The sequence below is a fragment of the Escherichia ruysiae genome, assembly GCF_031323975.1.
Taxonomy (GTDB): Bacteria; Pseudomonadota; Gammaproteobacteria; order Enterobacterales; family Enterobacteriaceae; genus Escherichia; species Escherichia ruysiae.
The window spans coordinates 3,227,435-3,247,187 of sequence record NZ_JAVIWS010000001.1; the positions used below are offsets into that span (position 1 = coordinate 3,227,435).

Annotated in this window: 17 protein-coding genes and 3 pseudogenes; 11 read left to right on the forward strand and 9 right to left on the reverse strand. The window is 50.4% G+C overall.

The features are described from left to right. Positions 1–5: 5 nt before the first annotated feature. The 3 genes from fimF to fimH all read left to right on the forward strand — a co-directional run bounded on the left by fimF (position 6) and on the right by fimH (position 1,974). On the forward strand, positions 6–536 hold the full coding sequence (fimF, locus tag RGV86_RS15645) for a type 1 fimbrial adaptor subunit FimF (RefSeq protein WP_085460272.1): 531 nt from the start codon (positions 6–8) through the stop codon (positions 534–536). Positions 537–608: 72 nt separating this feature from the next. Continuing rightward, complete coding sequence (gene fimG, locus RGV86_RS15650) at positions 609–1,052, forward strand: type 1 fimbrial minor subunit FimG (protein WP_373890474.1); 444 nt, start codon at positions 609–611, stop codon at positions 1,050–1,052. 19 nt (positions 1,053–1,071) lie between these two features. Further along, positions 1,072–1,974, forward strand: coding sequence for a type 1 fimbria D-mannose specific adhesin FimH (gene fimH / locus RGV86_RS15655; RefSeq protein WP_085460274.1), 903 nt, complete (start codon positions 1,072–1,074; stop codon positions 1,972–1,974). 253 nt (positions 1,975–2,227) lie between these two features. On the opposite strand, the gene gntP is transcribed toward fimH, so the two are convergent. Then, on the reverse strand, positions 2,228–3,571 hold the full coding sequence (gntP, locus tag RGV86_RS15660) for a gluconate permease GntP (protein WP_085460275.1): 1,344 nt from the start codon (positions 3,569–3,571) through the stop codon (positions 2,228–2,230). Between the two features lie 338 nt (positions 3,572–3,909). Here gntP and uxuA point away from each other — a divergent pair, with 338 nt between their 5' ends. From uxuA to iraD, 4 genes are all read left to right on the forward strand, one after another. Further along, positions 3,910–5,094 (forward strand): mannonate dehydratase, encoded by a 1,185-nt coding sequence (gene uxuA / locus RGV86_RS15665; RefSeq protein WP_000438582.1) that lies wholly within the window; start codon positions 3,910–3,912, stop codon positions 5,092–5,094. A gap of 80 nt (positions 5,095–5,174) precedes the next feature. Next, on the forward strand, positions 5,175–6,635 hold the full coding sequence (locus RGV86_RS15670; RefSeq protein WP_085460276.1) for a fructuronate reductase: 1,461 nt from the start codon (positions 5,175–5,177) through the stop codon (positions 6,633–6,635). 269 nt (positions 6,636–6,904) lie between these two features. Then, the gene (gene uxuR / locus RGV86_RS15675) at positions 6,905–7,678 is read left to right on the forward strand and encodes a Uxu operon transcriptional regulator (protein ID WP_000833697.1); all 774 of its coding nucleotides are present in this window, start codon (positions 6,905–6,907) and stop codon (positions 7,676–7,678) included. Positions 7,679–8,084: 406 nt separating this feature from the next. Then, on the forward strand, positions 8,085–8,477 hold the full coding sequence (iraD, locus tag RGV86_RS15680; protein WP_085460277.1) for an anti-adapter protein IraD: 393 nt from the start codon (positions 8,085–8,087) through the stop codon (positions 8,475–8,477). A 74-nt stretch (positions 8,478–8,551) separates the two neighbouring features. On the opposite strand, the gene iadA is transcribed toward iraD, so the two are convergent. From iadA to RGV86_RS15710, 6 genes and pseudogenes are all read right to left on the reverse strand, one after another. After that, positions 8,552–9,724 carry a beta-aspartyl-peptidase gene (gene iadA, locus RGV86_RS15685; RefSeq protein ID WP_085460278.1) on the reverse strand — a complete coding sequence of 391 codons (1,173 nt, stop codon included), beginning with the start codon at positions 9,722–9,724 and terminating at the stop codon, positions 8,552–8,554. 12 nt (positions 9,725–9,736) lie between these two features. Then, positions 9,737–9,898, reverse strand: a pseudogene (locus tag RGV86_RS15690) (hypothetical protein); the annotation flags it as partial. Between the two features lie 118 nt (positions 9,899–10,016). Beyond that, positions 10,017–11,195 (reverse strand): MFS transporter, encoded by a 1,179-nt coding sequence (locus RGV86_RS15695; RefSeq protein ID WP_085460279.1) that lies wholly within the window; start codon positions 11,193–11,195, stop codon positions 10,017–10,019. A gap of 66 nt (positions 11,196–11,261) precedes the next feature. Further along, a complete protein-coding gene (locus RGV86_RS15700; RefSeq protein ID WP_085460280.1) occupies positions 11,262–12,119 on the reverse strand; it encodes an SdiA-regulated domain-containing protein in 858 nt (285 codons plus the stop codon). Positions 12,120–12,289: 170 nt separating this feature from the next. Continuing rightward, positions 12,290–12,414, reverse strand: a pseudogene (locus RGV86_RS22325) (double-cubane-cluster-containing anaerobic reductase); the annotation flags it as partial. A 127-nt stretch (positions 12,415–12,541) separates the two neighbouring features. Continuing rightward, positions 12,542–13,822: a DUF445 domain-containing protein gene (locus RGV86_RS15710; RefSeq protein WP_032227046.1), complete on the reverse strand. Its 1,281-nt coding sequence runs from the start codon at positions 13,820–13,822 to the stop codon at positions 12,542–12,544. A 184-nt stretch (positions 13,823–14,006) separates the two neighbouring features. Between RGV86_RS15710 and RGV86_RS15715 the strand changes: the two genes are divergently transcribed. Continuing rightward, entirely contained in the window at positions 14,007–14,960 is a 954-nt protein-coding gene (locus RGV86_RS15715) for an Rpn family recombination-promoting nuclease/putative transposase (RefSeq protein WP_085460281.1), read from the forward strand. A 246-nt stretch (positions 14,961–15,206) separates the two neighbouring features. Here the strand turns inward: RGV86_RS15715 and RGV86_RS15720 are convergent, their stop codons facing one another. Continuing rightward, complete coding sequence (locus tag RGV86_RS15720; protein WP_085460282.1) at positions 15,207–16,619, reverse strand: aminotransferase-like domain-containing protein; 1,413 nt, start codon at positions 16,617–16,619, stop codon at positions 15,207–15,209. Positions 16,620–16,795: 176 nt separating this feature from the next. Here RGV86_RS15720 and RGV86_RS15725 point away from each other — a divergent pair, with 176 nt between their 5' ends. The 3 genes and pseudogenes from RGV86_RS15725 (at position 16,796) to RGV86_RS15735 (ending at position 19,149) form a co-directional block, all read left to right on the forward strand. Next, on the forward strand, positions 16,796–16,960 hold the full coding sequence (locus RGV86_RS15725) for a DUF1127 domain-containing protein (protein ID WP_085460283.1): 165 nt from the start codon (positions 16,796–16,798) through the stop codon (positions 16,958–16,960). A gap of 95 nt (positions 16,961–17,055) precedes the next feature. Beyond that, positions 17,056–17,709: pseudogene (locus tag RGV86_RS15730) on the forward strand (DUF262 domain-containing protein); the annotation flags it as partial. Positions 17,710–17,985: 276 nt separating this feature from the next. Then, entirely contained in the window at positions 17,986–19,149 is a 1,164-nt protein-coding gene (locus tag RGV86_RS15735) for a GmrSD restriction endonuclease domain-containing protein (protein ID WP_286135936.1), read from the forward strand. Positions 19,150–19,195: 46 nt separating this feature from the next. Here RGV86_RS15735 and symE read toward each other — a convergent pair whose 3' ends face one another. Further along, a complete protein-coding gene (gene symE, locus RGV86_RS15740) occupies positions 19,196–19,537 on the reverse strand; it encodes an endoribonuclease SymE (protein WP_085460285.1) in 342 nt (113 codons plus the stop codon). Positions 19,538–19,753 lie beyond the last annotated feature (216 nt).

Here is a 19,753-nt window from a genome sequence, read left to right on the forward strand (position 1 = left end):
GCGTGATGAAAAGCAAACCTTTTTATCTTCTCTGCGTTTTTTTGTCGCTGGTTGTCAGTCACGCCAGAGCCGCAGATAGCACGATTACTATTCGCGGCTATGTCAGGGATAACGGCTGTAGTGTGGCCGCTGAATCAACCAATTTTACCGTTGATCTGATGGAAAACGCAGCGAAGCAATTTAGCAACATTGGGGCGACGACTCCAGCCGTTCCATTTCGTATTGTGCTGTCACCCTGTGGTAATGCCGTTTCCGCCGTAAAGGTTGGGTTTACCGGTGTTTCAGATAGCCACAATGCCAACCTGCTTGCACTTGATAATACGGTGTCAGCGGCCGCAGGGCTGGGAATACAGTTTCTGAATGAGCAACAAAATCAGATACCCCTTAATGCCCCATCGTCCGCGATTTCGTGGACGACCCTGACGCCGGGTAAACCAAATACGCTGAATTTTTACGCCCGGCTAATGGCGACACAGGTGCCTGTCACTGCGGGGCATATCAATGCCACGGCAACCTTTACTCTTGAATATCAGTAACTGGAGATGCTCATGAAATGGCGCAAACGTGGGTATTTATTGGCGGCAATGTTGGCGCTCGCAAGTGCGACGATACAGGCAGCCGATGTCACCATCACGGTGAACGGTAAGGTCGTCGCCAAACCGTGCACAGTTTCCACCACCAATGCCACGGTAGATCTCGGCGATCTTTATTCTTTTAGCCTGATATCTGCCGGAGCGGCATCGGCCTGGCATGATGTTGCGCTTGAGTTGACTAATTGTCCGGTGGGAACGTCCAGGGTCACCGCCAGCTTCAGCGGGGCAGCCGACAGTACCGGATATTATAAAAACCAAGGGACCGCGCAAAACATCCAGTTAGAGCTACAGGATGACAGTGGCAACACATTGAATACTAGCGCAACCAAAACAGTTCAGGTGGATGATTCCTCACAATCAGCGCACTTCCCGTTACAGGTCAGAGCATTGACGGTAAATGGCGGAGCCACTCAGGGAACCATTCAGGCAGTGGTTAGCATCACCTATACCTACAGCTGAACCCGAAGAGATGATTGTAATGAAACGAGTTATTACCTTGTTTGCTGTACTGCTGATGGGCTGGTCGGTAAATGCCTGGTCATTCGCCTGTAAAACCGCCAATGGCACAGCTATCCCAATTGGCGGTGGCAGCGCCAATGTCTATGTCAGCCTTGCGCCCGCCGTGAATGTGGGGCAAAACTTGGTCGTGGATCTTTCGACGCAGATCTTTTGCCATAACGATTACCCGGAAACCATTACAGACTATGTCACACTGCAACGAGGTTCAGCTTATGGCGGTGTGTTATCTAATTTTTCCGGAACCGTAAAATATAATGGTAGTAGCTATCCTTTCCCGACCACCAGCGAAACGCCGCGCATTGTTTATAATTCGAGAACGGATAAGCCCTGGCCGGTGGCGCTTTATCTGACGCCTGTCAGCAGTGCGGGTGGCGTTGCGATTAAGGCAGGCTCATTAATTGCCGTGCTTATTTTGCGACAGACCAACAACTATAACAGCGATGATTTCCAGTTCGTCTGGAATATTTACGCCAATAATGATGTGGTGGTGCCCACTGGCGGCTGTGATGTTTCCGCTCGTGATGTCACCGTTACACTGCCGGACTATCCCGGTTCGGTGCCGATTCCTCTTACCGTTTATTGTGCGAAAAGCCAAAACCTGGGGTATTACCTTTCAGGCACAACCGCAGATGCGGGCAACTCGATTTTCACCAATACCGCGTCGTTTTCGCCAGCACAGGGAGTCGGCGTACAGTTGACGCGCAACGGAACGATTATTCCAGCGAATAGCACTGTGTCATTAGGGGCAGTAGGGACTTCGGCGGTAAGTCTGGGATTAACGGCAAATTACGCACGTACTGGAGGGCAGGTGACTGCAGGTAATGTGCAGTCGATTATTGGTGTTACTTTTGTTTATCAATAAAGAAATCACAGGGCTTGCTAATGCTGGTACGTAATATTACGTGATGCGCCAGGCTACCTGCAAAACCTGCATGTTAGCCCTTTGTAGGCCAGATAAGACGCGCCAGCGTCGCATCAGGCATACACAAAGCGCACTTTGCTGGTCTGTTCCCCTCACCCTAACCCTCTCCCCGGAGGGGCGAGGGGACTGTCTGGGCACATTTTTAGACTTTGTCATCAGTCAGAGCCTGCCATTGGCAGGCTCTGGTGTTCCTTTACGCTACCATGCTGATAATCAACACAATAATCAGCCCAACCACGGAGTTGACCAGTTCCAGCAGACCCCATGTTTTTAACGTGTCTTTTACCGACAGGTCAAAATAACCCTTAAACAACCAGAAAGATGCATCGTTAATGTGGGTGAGGGTGTTGGAACCTGCAGCCGTCGCCAGCACCAGCAGCGCCGGATTCACGCCAACCAGTTGACCGGTTGCCGGATCAAGGATTGCAGCACTGATAATCCCGGCGGCAGTCATCGCCGAAACCACACCCTGACCGGTCGCCAGACGAATCAGTACGGTGATCAGCCACGCCATGATGTAGGGCGAAATATTGCCATGCGACATCAACATGCCGATGGTGTCACCAATGCCGGTGTCGATGATGGTCTGCTTCAGTACGCCGCCAGCACCGATGATCAGAATCACCATCGCAATGCTTTTTACCGAGCTTTCAAAGGCGTTCATTACCCACTGCATATCGTGCCCGCGCGCGGTGCCAAAGAGTACGAATGCAACCACCATCGCAATAAACATTGCAATCGGCGAGGAACCGATAAAGTTAACCACTTCCCAGGCAGGGGTCTCTTTTACCAGCCAGATATTGGCGATGGTGGTGGAGATCATAATGATCGCTGGGATCAGCGGCACCAGAATCGAAACGCCGAAAGAAGGCAGATTGTTCATATCTACCGGTTGATCTGCTTTCAGAAATGACGGCGTTGGGCGTTCCAGATTACCGAGGAACTTCGGCAGGATCAGGCCAGCGCAGATTACACTTGGGATCGTCACCAGTACGCCATAGATATAAACCATCCCCATATCCGCGCCATAAGCATTTACCAGCGCCACCGGGCCCGGCTGCGGCGGGAACAGTGAATGTGCGGTAGTGGCAGCTGCTACTGCCGGAATAGCCAGTTTCAGGAACGGGATTTTGGCTTCGGCTGCAATCACGATCACCAGCGGTGCCAACATGATAAAGGCCACTTCATAGAACATCGCCAGACCGAAAATCAAGCCGATGATAATCACCGATATCTGAACATAGCGCAGACCGAGACGCGCCAGCAGCGTGTGCGCTATCTGGTGAGCCGCGCCAGAGTCGACCATCAATTTACCGATGACCGCACCGAATACCACGATGATCGCCAGTTCCCCCAGCGTGTTGCCGAAGCCCGCTTTCATGGTGTGAAGCAGCGACATCAAATCCATGCCCGCCAGCATCCCGACGGACAGCGCCGCCACTAGCAAAGCCACCATTGAATTGATTTTGAACTTCAAATTCAGTACCAGCATCAGGCCAATGCCGAATACCACCCAGAGAATGTTAAGCACATGCATAACGTTTTACCTTACCTGGTTGAACCGTTGTTATTTTGGGCGACATGTTATGTAAATTGGTCAACCATTGTTGCGATGAATATCACATACCCTGATCAATAACCGTTGTTTACCCTTGCTGTAATTTGCAACAATCGGCGGGAGAGTAGATTTCTTGTGATGTGGTTAACCAATTTTAGAATCCGGGTTGACATGTCTTACCAAAAGGTAGAACTTATACGCCATCTCATCCGGTGCGACGCCACGGCTGTGGTCTGGTTGTTCATCCGGATACCTAAACAACTCCGGGGTTCCGCGTCTCTTCGCTGTTGAACCCACTATGTGAAAGAGGAAAAATCATGGAACAGACCTGGCGCTGGTACGGCCCAAACGATCCGGTTTCTTTAGCTGATGTCCGTCAGGCGGGCGCAACTGGCGTGGTTACCGCGCTGCACCATATCCCGAACGGCGAAGTATGGTCCGTAGAAGAGATCCTCAAACGCAAGGCTATCGTTGAAGATGCTGGCCTGGTGTGGTCTGTCGTAGAAAGCGTGCCAATTCACGAAGATATCAAAACCCATACCGGCAACTATGAGCAGTGGATCGCTAACTATCAGCAGACCCTGCGCAACCTTGCGCAGTGCGGTATTCGCACCGTGTGCTACAACTTCATGCCAGTGCTCGACTGGACCCGTACTGACCTCGAATACGTACTGCCGGACGGCTCCAAAGCCCTGCGTTTCGACCAGATCGAATTTGCTGCGTTTGAAATGCACATCCTGAAGCGCCCAGGCGCGGAAGCGGATTACACCGAAGAAGAAATTGCTCAGGCTGCTGAACGCTTCGCCACTATGAGCGACGAAGACAAAGCGCGTCTGACCCGTAACATCATTGCTGGTCTGCCGGGCGCGGAAGAAGGCTACACCCTCGACCAGTTCCGTAAGCACCTGGAGCTGTACAAAGATATCGACAAAGCGAAGCTGCGCGAAAACTTTGCGGTCTTCCTGAAAGCCATTATTCCGGTTGCCGAAGAAGTTGGCGTGCGTATGGCTGTTCACCCGGACGATCCGCCGCGCCCGATCCTCGGCCTGCCGCGCATTGTTTCCACCATTGAAGATATGCAGTGGATGGTTGATACCGTAAACAGCATGGCGAACGGTTTCACCATGTGCACCGGTTCTTACGGCGTGCGTGCTGACAACGATCTGGTTGATATGATCAAGCAGTTCGGTCCGCGTATTTACTTCACCCATCTGCGTTCCACCATGCGTGAAGATAACCCGAAAACCTTCCACGAAGCGGCGCACCTGAACGGTGACGTTGATATGTACGAAGTGGTGAAAGCGATTGTTGAAGAAGAACACCGTCGTAAAGCGGAAGGCAAAGAAGACCTGATCCCGATGCGTCCGGACCACGGTCATCAGATGCTGGACGACCTGAAGAAGAAAACCAACCCAGGTTACTCCGCGATTGGTCGTCTGAAAGGCCTGGCCGAAGTTCGCGGTGTCGAACTGGCGATCCAGCGCGCTTTCTTTAGCCGTTAATACCCACCGGCATGGCTGCGCGCCGTGCCGGTTCCTTCTTCCTTGCCGTCACTCTCTGAAGACGGATTCTGGAGTTTACGATGACTACTATTGTTGACAGCAATCTGCCGGTTGCCCGCCCGTCATGGGATCATTCTCGTCTGGAATCACGCATTGTGCATCTCGGTTGCGGGGCGTTTCACCGCGCGCACCAGGCGCTGTACACCCATCATCTGCTGGAAAGCACCGACAGCGACTGGGGTATCTGCGAAGTTAACCTGATGCCAGGTAACGACCGTGTGCTGATCGAAAACCTGAAAAAACAGCAACTGCTGTACACCGTGGCGGAAAAAGGTGCAGAAAGCACTGAACTGAAAATTATCGGTTCGATGAAAGAAGCTCTGCATCCGGAAATCGACGGTTGCGAAGGTATTCTCAACGCAATGGCGCGTCCGCAAACAGCGATTGTCTCCCTGACGGTCACGGAAAAAGGTTACTGCGCCGATGCGGCAAGCGGTCAGTTGGATCTCAATAACCCGCTGATCAAGCACGACCTGGAAAATCCGACCGCGCCGAAGTCCGCGATTGGTTACATCGTTGAAGCTCTGCGCCTGCGTCGTGAAAAAGGGCTGAAAGCGTTTACCGTAATGTCCTGCGACAACGTGCGTGAAAACGGTCATGTGGCGAAAGTTGCCGTTCTGGGGCTGGCTCAGGCGCGCGACCCACAGCTGGCGGCATGGATTGAAGAAAATGTCACCTTTCCGTGCACCATGGTTGACCGCATTGTTCCGGCGGCGACGCCAGAAACCTTACAGGAAATTGCTGATCAACTGGGTGTTTACGATCCGTGCGCGATTGCCTGTGAACCGTTCCGTCAGTGGGTGATTGAAGATAACTTCGTTAATGGTCGCCCGGACTGGGATAAAGTGGGCGCACAGTTCGTTTCGGACGTTGTACCATTCGAAATGATGAAACTGCGTATGCTCAACGGCAGCCACTCTTTCCTGGCGTACCTTGGTTACCTCGGTGGCTATGAAACCATTGCTGATACCATGACTAACCCGGCTTATCGCAAAGCCGCCTTTGCCCTGATGATGCAGGAACAAGCGCCAACGCTGTCGATGCCGGAAGGGACTGACCTGAACGCCTATGCGACGCTGCTGATCGAGCGTTTCAGCAACCCGTCTCTGCGTCACCGCACCTGGCAGATTGCGATGGACGGCAGCCAGAAGTTACCGCAGCGTCTGCTGGACCCGGTGCGTCTGCACCTGCAAAACGGCGGTAGCTGGCGTCACCTGGCGCTCGGCGTGGCGGGCTGGATGCGTTACACCCAGGGTGTGGATGAGCAAGGCAACGCCATCGACGTAGTTGACCCGATGCTGGCTGAATTCCAGAAGATCAACGCGCAATATCAGGGAGCAGAACGCGTAAAAGCCCTGTTGAGCCTGAGCGGTATTTTTGCAGATGATCTGCCGCAGAATGCCGACTTTGTTGGCGCAGTGACAGCGGCATATCAGCAACTGTGCGAGCGCGGCGCGCGCGAATGCGTGGCTGCACTGTAACTGACTGATTACCATACAGACTTACTGGTCAATCAAACCAATATTTGGTTGACCAGTTTTCGTTTTTTTGCCTACCTGTACGTGCCAACTTCCAGTGCTAATGGTATAGTTTGTCATTGACGATCAACGTAAGATCGCCCGATGCGCACGCTTATCGAGCCAGGGTATCAATCGCAACTTATTAAATACGCACTCTTTGTCGGTCGGATAAGGTGTTCACGCCGCATCCGGCAATAATTTGATTAACCGCACCTAACGGACACAACATCATGAAATCTGCCACCTCTGCGCAAAGACCTTACCAGGAAGTCGGGGCGATGATCCGCGATCTGATCATCAAAACACCGTACAATCCTGGCGAACGACTGCCGCCGGAGCGTGAAATCGCAGAAATGCTCGAGGTTACGCGTACTGTGGTGCGTGAGGCGTTGATCATGCTGGAGATCAAAGGGCTGGTAGAAGTGCGGCGCGGCGCCGGTATTTATGTTCTCGACAGTTCAACCAGCCACACTGCCGACAACGCAGATGCCAACGTCTGCAATGACGCCGGTCCTTTTGAGCTGTTACAGGCGCGTCAGTTACTGGAAAGTAACATCGCGGAATTTGCCGCTTTGCAGGCCACCCGCGAAGATATCGTCAAAATGCGCCAGGCATTGCAGCTTGAAGAACGCGAACTGGCCTCCAGCGCACCGGGCAGCAGTGAAAGCGGCGATATGCAGTTCCACCTCGCCATCGCGGAAGCGACCCATAACAGTATGCTGGTGGAGTTGTTCCGTCAGTCCTGGCAGTGGCGTGAAAACAATCCGATGTGGATCCAGTTGCACAGCCATCTGGATGACAGCTTGTATCGCAAAGAGTGGCTGGGCGATCACAAACAGATCCTCGCTGCGTTAATCAAAAAAGACGCCCGTGCGGCGAAGCTGGCAATGTGGCAGCATCTGGAAAATGTGAAACAGCGCCTGCTGGAATTTTCCAATGTTGATGATATCTATTTTGACGGCTATCTCTTCGACTCCTGGCCGTTGGATAAAGTTGACGCCTGACCCTTATTTCTGGTGCCAAGTTGAGCAGCTTTGCACCAGGCCTTTTAGCCACGTAATAACCGATATTATTAATAAACGATGAGTAATTTAATAATTACTTATTACATGTCTTTTATAAGCATTTTATATCTATTTAAATCTGAGTGATTATTCGGAATAATCAAAATATATTGATTTGTTTCTGTCTGGTTTAGTGACTTTTATCAAATTATATCTTTTTAAATAAAAAGTAAGTGGATCTTCATTTCTGTTCAGGGTCTTATACTTTGCGGGCGAGAATCAAGCCTGTTATCAGGCACGGATGCAATGAGCAAAAAGGAATGACTATGGAAAATGAGCATCAACCCAGTGGTGTCAAGCCGTCAGGGCAAGATATCGATGCCGCTAAACGTCAGGAGTGCGCAAAATGATGCGCCAATTACTTCAGACCGTATTACCTGAAAACACAGGCAGCAATACATCATCGCTGCGTGATTCCGTATGTCGGGATCTCTTTCAACTTTTCAATTCTCCTCATTCACCGCTACCTGCATTACTTATTTCAGGTATGCCAGAGTGGCAAGGGGATAATCAGAGCGACAAACATCTCCAGAGCTGGTATTGCCGTCAGTTGCGTTCCGCTCTTTTATTTCATGAACCACGTATTGCTGCATTGCAAGTGAGTCTGAAAGAAGCATATTGCCACGATCTGACGATCAGTCTGGAGATGATGCTGTACCACGACGATGAACCTCTGACGTTTGAGTTGGTCTGGCAGCCTGGCGGTTGGTACAGTGCGACGGTGGGAAAAGTCAGCTAAATACCATCTTCTGCGTTTTACTCTGTCAGCCGTCCGAACGGGCTTCTACGTCCATTCGGGCGGCAGACAACCGCTTATGCAGTTTCAAACGTTCCTTTCACACACGCCTTGCCGTCTTTGACCATCAGTTTGCCGTGAGCGTACACCTGCTCAATGCGCAGTTCCGGTGTCATAACCAGCAAATCCGCGTCATTGCCGGGCAGAATTTCACCTTTCCCTGTCAGGTTGAGGAAACCGGCGACGCTGCTGGTGAGTGGACGCACGGCATCGCTGATACTGAAACCGAAGTCTTTGACCAGCACCTGTACGGTTTCCAGTAAAGTCTCAAAACCGGCAACGCCGATATGCGTTAAATTCCCCTCGTCGTCAAAGAACGGCTGGCTACCGTTGCCGTCGGAGCTGAGGGTGATGCGAGCCAGCGGAATACCCGCCTGAACGGCGCGGGCAATCCCTTCTGCAGGGGCAACCGGCTCGTCAATGCTGCTGGTGATGTCGATGGTGCCGCCTTTCAGGGCGAACTCCAGCGCCTGTTCAAACAAAGGAACGTTACGGTTAACGTGCGTCGGCAGTAACTTGCTGATTGGCACATCGCAGTTTTCCAGGAGGTCATAGATTGGCTGTAACGCCTTTTTGCTGTCGCCCATGTGGAACACGGTGACGCCAGGTTTACCGCCGAGCAAGCCACCAACGCGGGATTCTGCCGCCATATTAGCCAGATGATAAACATCCGGTGCGGCAGAGCGGTGATCAGAAATGGCACATTTCACACCAATCACCCGATCAATAATCGCCACATCTTTTTCCACGGAACCCGTAATGGTGCGGGAAGGTACATGATACGCACCGGTCAGCATCCAGGCGCTGATACCTTCTTCATTGAGCGCACGGGTCTTGGCAAGGAGGGATTCCGGGTGGCGAGAGATAGAGTCGGTGCCAAGCAGGCCAACCACCGATGTGACGCCCGCTTCCGTCAGGCGGCTTAACGCCACTTCCGGCGTGCGTGTCGTGGGACCAGCTTCGCCGCCGCCGCCAATCAAATGAACGTGTTGATCAATAAAGCCAGGGCAGAGGATCTGCCCACTGAGATCGACAACCGTGCAGTCCGGTACGATGTCAGAAGGGATATTGCTGGCAACGGCGATAATCTTGCCGTTAGCGACGAGGACATCGCAAACTCCCCGATCTTCCGGCGCATACAAATGCGCTCCCTGCAGCAGGATGAAACCGGCTGCGGAATAATCAATCATGTAAACTCCTTGTTAAACAATAAACTGCATAACCCAGATCGACAGAAAAGCGTTAATCACGCAGACCGTAATGATATGCAGATGGTATTTAGCATTCACTTCGGCTGTCTCCAGGCTGCGACCGACATTTTGCACCGTGCTGGCCATTAAATACATTGCGGGCAGTAAAACGGTGTTAATGGTCAGACTGACAGCAACTGTTGCGGTTGAGTTTCTTGACTGGCAAGGGAAATGCCCCAAAGGAAAATACCAGGGCGCTCTTCTCTGGTATGGCGGGGAGAAAAATCCCCCCTTATGAAGTCGCCGTTTGCAGCTTAAATAATTGCACTGTGCTGATGAGCGCGGCAATAAACAGCGCCGCTGCGCCACAAAGCGTGGAGTTGGCGAGCGCCGACGTTCCGTTGCCGAGCATACTGGTCAGTGCCGGGCCGAGAATTTGCCCAATGCCATAAATAAGCGTCACAAAGCCTAACAGGTTGAGATTTCCCGGCACACTAAGCTGGCGGGCGATGGTCATCACCAGCGAGGTCGTGCCCATAAAGGTGCCGCCAAAGCCAATACTGCTGATGATGAGTAATAAAGGAGAACTGCTGGCGAGGGTTAACAGTACGCAGATAGCCTGTACCAGCAAATTCACCGTCAGGCAGGGTAACGCCCCCCAATGTTTTGCTGCCCACAACCAGCCAAAGCAGCCTGGCACAATCGACAAGCCGACCAGCGTCCAGAGATGGGCGGTCAGTAACGGCAGGCCGGCGTCTTTCGCCATGAGCGGCAGATAAGTGGCAACGATGATATAACCAAAACCCGCCAGACCGTACAGAATAGCCAGCAACCACCAGCTCATAGGTTGTTGATTGGTTTTTGCTAACGGCGCAGGCGTGATGGTGTTTTTTTTCGAGGGGATCAAAAGCGCCAGTACAATCAATATCATGCCAGAAAGCGCCCCGGCACCTTGCCATAGCATTTGCGAGGAGAGGGCAAAATGCAGCCCAGCCAGCACATATTCATTGCCTAGTGCGATGCCAACACCAACGCCAGAAAACAGTGCCGCAAGTACAAAAGGATGGCGGGTATGTTGCATGATGAGCGTCGAGCCGAAAATCAACATCCCGGCGCTGGCGATACCCGCCAGAAAGCGAACCAACAACACCAGAATAAACGATGGCAACCACGCCATCGCGAGGATCAACAAGCCGGTTGCCAGGGCGCAAGCCAATAAAAACGGGCGCAGACGTGAGGGTAAATGAAATGCGCCGAATGAAAACAACAGGCTTCCAGCCAGATACCCAGCGTAGTTGCCGCTGGCAATCCACGATAGTTCGTTAAATGAAAACTGCCCCTCCGCCAGCATAACTGGCAGCATCGGCGTATAAAGAAAGCGACCTAACCCCATACCTAAGGTCAGAACCAGCATCCCGAAAAGCGCGGTGCTGAAGGAAAAGCGTTCTACGGGATGCGATGACGGGGACATGTTTTACCTTGCTTGTCTTTTTGTTGTTAACAAGTTAATAACAAAAAGGTGAAACATGCCAGTCTGTTAATGTGATGATGTAGGGGTAAAGCGATAAAAACGATTCGGTTCGCCAACGATATAAATATTGCCAGAGGCATCCATCGCAATCCCTTCAGCCTGTTTGATGTTATGTGACAAACCCCGACTGCCTTTGGTAAGTGACATCTCACCGATCACTTCCCCAGTGGCGGTCACTTCCTGCAGTACGCGTGACTCATGAGACAGTACCAGAAGCGTATTTTTTTGTTGGTTAAATTCTGCGCCGGACACATCATCTAAAGTAAATTGACGTTGTAGTTCCTTGTCTTTGCTGATGTGCAATTCATTGCTACTTAGTAGCCCGTTAACTTTGTAGACCTCAATCGGATTTTTCTCTTTAAAAAACCAGAAGGTGTGATCCTGGCGAGAATAAGCCAGCCCTTCAAAACCACTATTGGTTGGCGTTTCCTGCAACGGAATTTTTATTTTTTTGAGGATTTTTACTTCTGACTTTTCATTAAGTGAAATCACATAAATGGCATAATCGCGTTCATCACTGATGACGAATTTATTATCACCAATATATTCGATAGTCTCGAGATCTTTCACAAAATCCAGAGGAATGGTGCGGAGCAGATCCCCATTCGTGGTCATTTCAACAATCGCCGCAGGTTTATTGATAGTGCTAAACAGGGTATTACTCTGCGCAGACCAGGTCAGTGAGGAGATATTATTCGTTACACCTGCAATCTCTTTGCCATCAATAGTCACGTGGTAATTTTGAAACCCTGCGGGATAACTGCTTTTGCGAGCGCAAGATTGCACGAAGAAAGCACACACTGCCACAATGGCAAAAAGAATAATAATGCTGATACGTTTACTTAACGAAAACCTTTTTGTCATGGCATATCCATCCAACAAAATCAATAAGATATCGATAAGTATACGTAGTGATCTTAATGAATCCTTAACGCGGAGCCAGAGCGTAATGCGCAATGCATTTCCTGTCGCTGTCTTTCTTCCTGTTACTGACGAATGCAGGCAGATATCGCATTCAGCTCGTTGCGCAATGACAAAGATTGCGCAGGCTCTTTCTCTGCTTCTTCGAGAGTTTCAGTTGAGGTGGAGCAACCGCATCGCAGGCCGTTAGCATCTTCTGCGGCATAAACGTGCAGTAAGTGCCGACCAGCGGAATGCCGCATTTCGGAGAACTGCTCGAAAATGGCGACAAATGGCATGATTTTCCTTCCCCGTACACGGGAGACAATGAAAAAGGCCGCATTATTACCATGATTTGAGTTTGCTTTATTTGTTCTCTCTCGCGGTTAAAAATTGCCGAGGGGTAACAAAGTCGGGATTTGCGATAAAAGATACAGTATCAATCCAATACAACCACCAACCAGCGTACCGTTGACGCGGATAAACTGGAGATCTTTGCCAATATTTAACTCGATTTGCCGCGACATATCCCGCGCATCCCAGCTTTTCACCGTGTCAGTAATGTGGCGTGTCAGGAATGCCGAAAACTCTGGTGCGACGCGGTGCGCAGCCTGTTCGAGATGACCATTTAACGACGCCCGCAAGGCATCATCGGCAATTAACGTCTCGCCAAACCATTGACCCGCCCGCGCGATACGTTCCTTCACGCGAGAATCTTCGCTATTGATATCGGCCTTCAACCATTCCCGCAAATCCCCCCACAATTCACCGAGATAGCGGTTAAACGCTTCATCTTCTTTCAGATACGCTTTGATATTGTCGGCGCGCGCCGCCATTTCCGGATCGTTTTTCAGCTTATCGATCAGTGCAAAGGTAGCGCGATCAAACGCATGGCGGATCTGATGCGCGCGATCGCGGCTGATATCATCAAGCAAAGAGTTTACCGCATCAGAAACCAGCTCCGCACTGTGTTCACCCAGCCATTCAGTCGGCAAAATTTTCGCTTTCAGCGGATGCTCGCTCTCCAGCCAGCGGACGATCTGTTGGGCGATAAATTTGCGTGATTTATCGCGCTGGAGCAGGGCGATCAGTTGTGCGATCAGAGTATCCAGCAGCACCTGATGACGATCGTTTTTGGTCATGCTTTCCAGCATTAACGCACTGGTGCCGGAAAGATCCACTTTATCAATCGCCCGATGCACCGCGCGCTTAAGCAGACGCTGAATACGCGCATCATCGGTAAGTTCGAGAAAACCACTCATGATCTGCAAAAGATGCTGCCCAACGCGGCGGGCGTTTTCCGGCTGACTAAACCAGTTACCGATTAACAACGCCGGTTCATGACGACGAATTAACGCCACCAGGGATTGGGTATCGAGAAATTTTTCCTGTACGAACTGACCGAGATTTTCGCCAATCCGGTCTTTATTACGCGGGATAATCGCCGTATGGCGAGAAATAATCGGAATCGGCACGCGGCGAAACAGCGCCACCACCGCAAACCAGTCAGCCAGAGCGCCGACCATTGCCGCCTCCGCAATCGCCTTCACGCCGCTCACCCAAAAATTGGGGGGCAAAAAAAGCGTAACGATAAAAGTCGCGGCAGCAACGAGCAGTAAAGAGAGCGCCAGCATTTTGGCGCGTCGGAGTTCAATGATTTTATTCATATCGTAAGAATAGAGCCTGACGGCAGGTTCACGCAAAAATCGAGATGCCTTCCAGAAAAATGTATCGCTTGCAGGAGAACAAAAATAGCCTGGAAAGCGCCTCGGGGAATGAGATATTGCCGGGTGTGAGCGGAATTAGGAATCGCTAAAGTCGGACTATCTCTTCAACAGGTGACGGATCGCCATGACAAACTTCACGACCAGTACGCCGCATGACGCATTATTTAAATCCTTCCTCACGCATCCTGACACCGCGCGGGATTTTATGGAGATCCACTTACCAAAAGGTTTACGTGAACTGTGCGATCTCGACACCTTAAAACTGGAATCAGCCAGCTTTGTCGATGAAAAATTGCGGGCGCTGCACTCCGATATTTTATGGTCGGTAAAGACCCGCGAAGGCGATGGTTATATCTATGTGGTGATTGAACATCAGAGCCGCGAGGATATTCATATGGCCTTTCGCCTGATGCGATATTCCATGGCGGTGATGCAGCGTCATATAGAGCATGATAAACGCCGACCACTACCGCTGGTCATTCCGATGCTGTTTTATCACGGCAGTCGTAGTCCTTACCCCTGGTCTTTGTGCTGGCTGGACGAATTTGCCGACCCGATTACCGCTCGGAAACTTTATACCGCTGCGTTCCCGCTGGTGGATATCACTGTGGTGCCGGACGACGAGATTGTTCAGCATCGCAGAGTCGCCCTGCTGGAGTTGATCCAAAAGCATATTCGCCAGCGCAATATGATGGGGCTGATTGATCAACTGGTAGCATTACTGGTTACAGAGTGCGCTAATGACAGCCAGATAACCGCGCTGTTAAATTACATTTTACTGGCTGGTGATGAAGCGAGTTTTAAGGAGTTTATCAGCGAACTTACCAGGCGAATGCCACAACACAGGGAGCGAATCATGACGATTGCAGAGCGAATTCATAATGCGGGATGGCTGTTGGGAAGGGAAGAAGGGAGGATCGAAGGCAAAGAAGAAGGGGAACAGCGCCTTCTCCGATTATTTTTGCAAAATGGTGCAGATCCTGAATGGATACAAAAGATTACCGGACATTCATCAGAGCAAATACAGGCATTAGGTCAGTCTTTGCCTGACAGTTACCGCGATTCAGGGATCGAATAATAATCAGAGACTGATGACAAACGCCAAACTTCCTGATGCGCTACGCTTATCAGGCTTACATAGCCCATGCAATATATTGAATTTGCAATATTCTGTATGCCGGATAAGGCGCTCGCGCTGCATCCGGCATGAACAAAACGCTTTTTGCCTAAGCCATGCTGGAACGTAGAGATGTTGCTATAGAGACAAAACGAGCCACAAGCTATTCGTCAGAGGAAATTCAGGCGCGTCGTCACGATGCCGTATTTATTCCATTGCCCGATACACGGCCTCGCCAATTTGCTTCAGTGCTTCGCGGTAGGTTTCGCTGAGCGGCAAAGCGCAGTTGATGCGCAGGCAATTACGGTATTTACCGGAAGCTGAGAAAATCGAGCCTGCCGCCACCTGGATTTTCATGCGGCACAATTGCCGCGCGACGCAGACCATATCGACCTGTTCAGGCAATTCTATCCACAGTAAAAATCCACCTTTCGGGCGCGTAATACAGATTTCGCAGGGAAAATATTCCCGTATCCAGCAGGTATAAAGCGCCATATTGCGCTGATAATTCTGCCGCATCCGCCGGATATGGCGATGATAGTGACCTTCCTGCACAAACGTCGCCGCCGCCATTTGCGTGGACGGTACATTAAAGCTGCTGGTGGCGTATTTCATATGCAGCAGTTTATCGTGATATCGCCCCGGCGCGACCCAGCCCACGCGCAGGCCTGGCGCAATGCTTTTACTGAACGAACTGCACAGCAGCACCCGACCATCGATATCCCATGAATGAATAGTACGCGGGCGTGGATACTCCGTTGCCAGTTCGCCGTAGACATCATCTTCAAAAATCACAATATCATGACGCTGAGCGAGAGAGAGAACGGCTCGTTTGCGGGCGTCCGGCATAATAAATCCCAGCGGATTATTGCAGTTTGGCACCAGAATGATGCCTTTAATCGGCCACTGTTCCAGCGCCAGTTCCAGAGCTTCAACGCTGATACCGGTTTCTGGATCGGTTGGGATTTCAATCACTTTCACGCCCATACCGCGCAGCATCTGCATTGAACCGTAATAACACGGGGATTCGACCGCGACGATATCGCCCGGTTTACACACCGCCATTAACGCCAGCGACATCGAGTTATGGCAGCCGCTGGTGATGATAATGTCATCGGCGGTGACCACCGAGCCGCTGTCGAGCATCAGACGGGCAATCTGCTCGCGCAATACCTGCTGACCGGCTAATGAGTCATAACCGAGAACGGTTTGCAGATTATGCTGCACCACCCGGCTTAGCTCCCGCCAGAGCGGTTTCAGGCTGGGCGTTTCGACATCCGGCGTGCTTTTGCTTAACGGAACAATGGAACTGTCGCTATGCGCTTCCAGCATATCCAGCACCTGATCCCACTGGGTAATTTCCACCGGGCGCTGCACCGGACGCGTCATCGGCGGTACAGGCGGCTGGGCTTTACGTTGTGCGACAAAATAACCCGAACGCGGCTGCGGAGTGATGAGCTTCATCGTTTCCAGCGTCTGATACGCCTGCTGCACGGTGCTGATACTGACGCCGTGCTCCTGACTTAAGCTGCGCACCGACGGCAATTTCTCCCCGTGACGATACAGCCCTTGCTCAATCCGTTCGGCAAGCAGAGTCGCCAGATGTTGATAACGCGTCATGCTGTATTCCTTATTTGGAGCATACAGAGAGAAAAACCGGTACAGATGAGGCTAAAAAACCGGATGCAGATGCTGTTTTAACCTGTCTGTATGTTAAATAAAAGTAATATTTGCATCTGTATTGTGAACTGCCAGAAGGCGGATGATTAAGCCTCTGAAAGATGAGGAGGCAGCAGATGGAATTTCACGAAAACAGAGCCAAAGCGCCGTTTACTGGCTTCGTACAACTCTGGCAGGCAGTGAGAAGCTGGTGGCTGAAAAAACAGACCCGGCGGGTGTTACAGCAGATGAGTGATGAACGGTTGAGGGATATTGGGTTACGCAGGGAGGATGTGGAGTGAGGGGCTGTTCGTCGCGGATAAACAGGATTTCTCTATAACCTTCACAAGGAAGTGTTTATTATTGTGAAATCATCGCTCCACGGAAAGACGTCAGAATGAAAGCAACAGAAGCCCGTTTACTCGATTTTTTAAAACGTTCGCAGCAGTTTGTTATTCCCATTTATCAACGCACCTATTCATGGACAGAGCAACAATGTCGGCAACTTTGGGACGACATCATTCGTGCCGGAAAGCGTGACGATATATCCGCGCATTTTATCGGTTCGGTTGTTTATATAGAGCAGGGGTTGTATCAGGTTTCCGGTATTTCTCCGTTGCTGGTCATTGATGGTCAACAGCGGCTGACGACCGCAATGTTGCTGATTGAGGCTTTATCGCGCCATCTTGGCGAAGAAGAAGTTTTTGATGGCTTTTCGGCAATGAAATTGCGTAATTATTATTTACTCAATCCTTATGAGTCCGGTGAGAAAGGATTTAAATTACTGCTGACCGAGACCGATAAAGACAGTTTGCTGGCGTTAATAAAACAAAGACCAATGCCAGAAAACTATTCCCATCGAATAATGGAAAATTTTAGTTTCTTTGATGAGCAAATTACCAAAATCGGTGATGACTTGATCCCCTTATGTCGTGGGTTAGCAAAGTTATTAATTGTTGATGTGGCGCTTAATCGTGGTCAGGATAATCCGCAACTGATTTTTGAAAGTATGAACTCCACCGGTAAGGCGTTAAGTCAGGCCGATCTGGTGCGCAATTTTATTCTGATGGGCCTCGAACCAGAGCATCAAACACGGTTGTATGAAGATCACTGGCGTCCAATGGAAATCGCTTTTGGTCAGCAAGGTTACAGCGAATATTTTGACAGTTTTATGCGTCATTATCTGACGGTAAAAACGGGGGAGATCCCTCGGACAGATGAAGTCTATGAGGCATTTAAACTACATGCCCGCAGCCAGAGTGTTGCTGAAAAAGGCGTAGATCGGCTGGTTGAAGATATACACATCTACGCGGAGTATTACTGTGCAATGGCATTGGGTAAGGAAAGTGACAAATCGCTTGCCACGGCTTTTCAGGATTTGCGCGAGTTAAAGGTCGATGTGGCATATCCTTTCTTACTGGCGCTTTATCATGACTATAAAAATGGCGTTTTGTCTCACGAAGATTTCCTGAGCATAATTCGTTTAATTGAATCTTATGTTTTCCGCCGTGCAGTGTGTGCAATTCCGACGAATTCTTTGAACAAGACGTTTGCCACTTTTTATAAGATCATTAATAAAGAAAATTATCTGGAAAGCATTCAGGTGCATTTTATGAACCTGCCTTCGTATCGTCGTTTCCCCAACGATGATGAATTTAAACGGGAATTAAAAGTTCGCGATCTCTATAACTTCCGCAGTCGCAGCTACTGGTTACGACGACTGGAAAACGATAAACGCAGAGAGCGCGTGGAAGAGTTTACGATTGAACACATTATGCCGCAGAACGAAAATCTGTCGGCTAAATGGCGCGAAGAGCTGGGAAGCGACTGGCAGCGTATTCATAAAGAATTGTTGCATACGTTGGGGAATCTCACTTTAACACGCTATAACTCCCGCTACAGTGACAGACCTTTCGCGGAAAAACGCGATATTGAAGACGGCTTTAAGCATAGCCCGCTCTATTTGAATATCGGTCTTGGACAGTGCGAAAAATGGGATGAAGCCGCCATTCGCACCCGTGCCGATCGTCTGGCCGATCTCGCGGTTCAGGTCTGGCAAGCGCCTTCTCTTCCTGAAGAGGTTTTAGCTGTTTATCGGGGGCAGCCGGAGAACAAAACCAGTTACAGCCTGAATGATTTTCCTTTCCTTGCTGATGGTTCGCATAGCTGGGTGTTATTCGATCATCTTCGCGATGAAGTTATGCGCCTGGACGCAGGGATCACACAGGAAGTTTTAAAGCTGTATATTGCGTTTAAAGCTGAAACGAATTTTGTTGATGTTGTGCCGCAAAAAAGCCGACTGCGGTTGTCGCTTAATATGCAGTTTCATGAACTGGTCGATCCGAAAGGTATTGCCAAAGATGTGACAAATGTTGGGCGCTGGGGCAATGGTGATGTGGAAATTGGTTTCAGCGACCTCGCACAACTTCCTTACATTATGGGATTAATTCGTCAGGCATTTGAAAAACAGATGGAGAGTGCGTTGGTATAACGCGGCGAATAATACCCGGTAGCACTGGCGCTACCGGGTCAATCTATCAGGCGACTTTCTGTTTACCCGCAATCACCCCAATAAAATCCTGCACCTGCTTTTGTTTACGCGCCGACAGCTTGCACACCTGGCGCAGCGACTGCATCAGTTCGCTCTCTTCGGCTGCGGGTGGTTGGGCGGTGAGGACAATACAGCCTTCCATCACTTTGACATCTACCGCCGTGCCAGTGGCAAAACCGGCGGCTTCCAGCCACTGACCTTTCAGGGTGATGGCGGGAATACGGCTGTAATCCGGGTAGCGACTCGCATAACTCACGGTTAATTGACGGTTATTTGCCGGGGAGACTTCTGCTTCGAACGGTTGTGCAATAGAATGCGTGTCAGTCATAACTGCTATTCCCTATAAATAGTGATTGTGATGAGCGGTGCGGGTGTGTTGGCGCACATCCGCACCGCGCTAAATACCTGTATATATCATCAGTAAATATGGGGAAAGTCCAGCTAAAAATTAATGAAAATAAGATGAAAATTAGCGTGAAATATAATTTTTGATGATGTGAATAAAGCGGCTATTTAGCCGCTTTATTGATTTTTTGATGGCGAG

Bases quoted from the DNA above. Each gene is read 5' to 3' on its own strand.
- fimH (WP_085460274.1), top strand. From the start codon at position 1,072: ATGAAACGAGTTATTACCTTGTTTGCTGTACTGCTGATGGGCTGGTCG.
- uxuA (WP_000438582.1), top strand. From the start codon at position 3,910: ATGGAACAGACCTGGCGCTGGTACGGCCCAAACGATCCGGTTTCTTTA.
- RGV86_RS15735 (WP_286135936.1), top strand. From the start codon at position 17,986: ATGGCATTGGGTAAGGAAAGTGACAAATCGCTTGCCACGGCTTTTCAG.
- uxuR (WP_000833697.1), top strand. From the start codon at position 6,905: ATGAAATCTGCCACCTCTGCGCAAAGACCTTACCAGGAAGTCGGGGCG.
- iraD (WP_085460277.1), top strand. From the start codon at position 8,085: ATGATGCGCCAATTACTTCAGACCGTATTACCTGAAAACACAGGCAGC.
- RGV86_RS15700 (WP_085460280.1), bottom strand. From the start codon at position 12,119: ATGACAAAAAGGTTTTCGTTAAGTAAACGTATCAGCATTATTATTCTT.
- fimF (WP_085460272.1), top strand. From the start codon at position 6: ATGAAAAGCAAACCTTTTTATCTTCTCTGCGTTTTTTTGTCGCTGGTT.
- gntP (WP_085460275.1), bottom strand. From the start codon at position 3,571: ATGCATGTGCTTAACATTCTCTGGGTGGTATTCGGCATTGGCCTGATG.
- RGV86_RS15715 (WP_085460281.1), top strand. From the start codon at position 14,007: ATGACAAACTTCACGACCAGTACGCCGCATGACGCATTATTTAAATCC.
- symE (WP_085460285.1), bottom strand. From the start codon at position 19,537: ATGACTGACACGCATTCTATTGCACAACCGTTCGAAGCAGAAGTCTCC.
- RGV86_RS15725 (WP_085460283.1), top strand. From the start codon at position 16,796: ATGGAATTTCACGAAAACAGAGCCAAAGCGCCGTTTACTGGCTTCGTA.
- RGV86_RS15670 (WP_085460276.1), top strand. From the start codon at position 5,175: ATGACTACTATTGTTGACAGCAATCTGCCGGTTGCCCGCCCGTCATGG.
- iadA (WP_085460278.1), bottom strand. From the start codon at position 9,724: ATGATTGATTATTCCGCAGCCGGTTTCATCCTGCTGCAGGGAGCGCAT.
- RGV86_RS15695 (WP_085460279.1), bottom strand. From the start codon at position 11,195: ATGTCCCCGTCATCGCATCCCGTAGAACGCTTTTCCTTCAGCACCGCG.
- RGV86_RS15710 (WP_032227046.1), bottom strand. From the start codon at position 13,822: ATGAATAAAATCATTGAACTCCGACGCGCCAAAATGCTGGCGCTCTCT.
- RGV86_RS15720 (WP_085460282.1), bottom strand. From the start codon at position 16,619: ATGACGCGTTATCAACATCTGGCGACTCTGCTTGCCGAACGGATTGAG.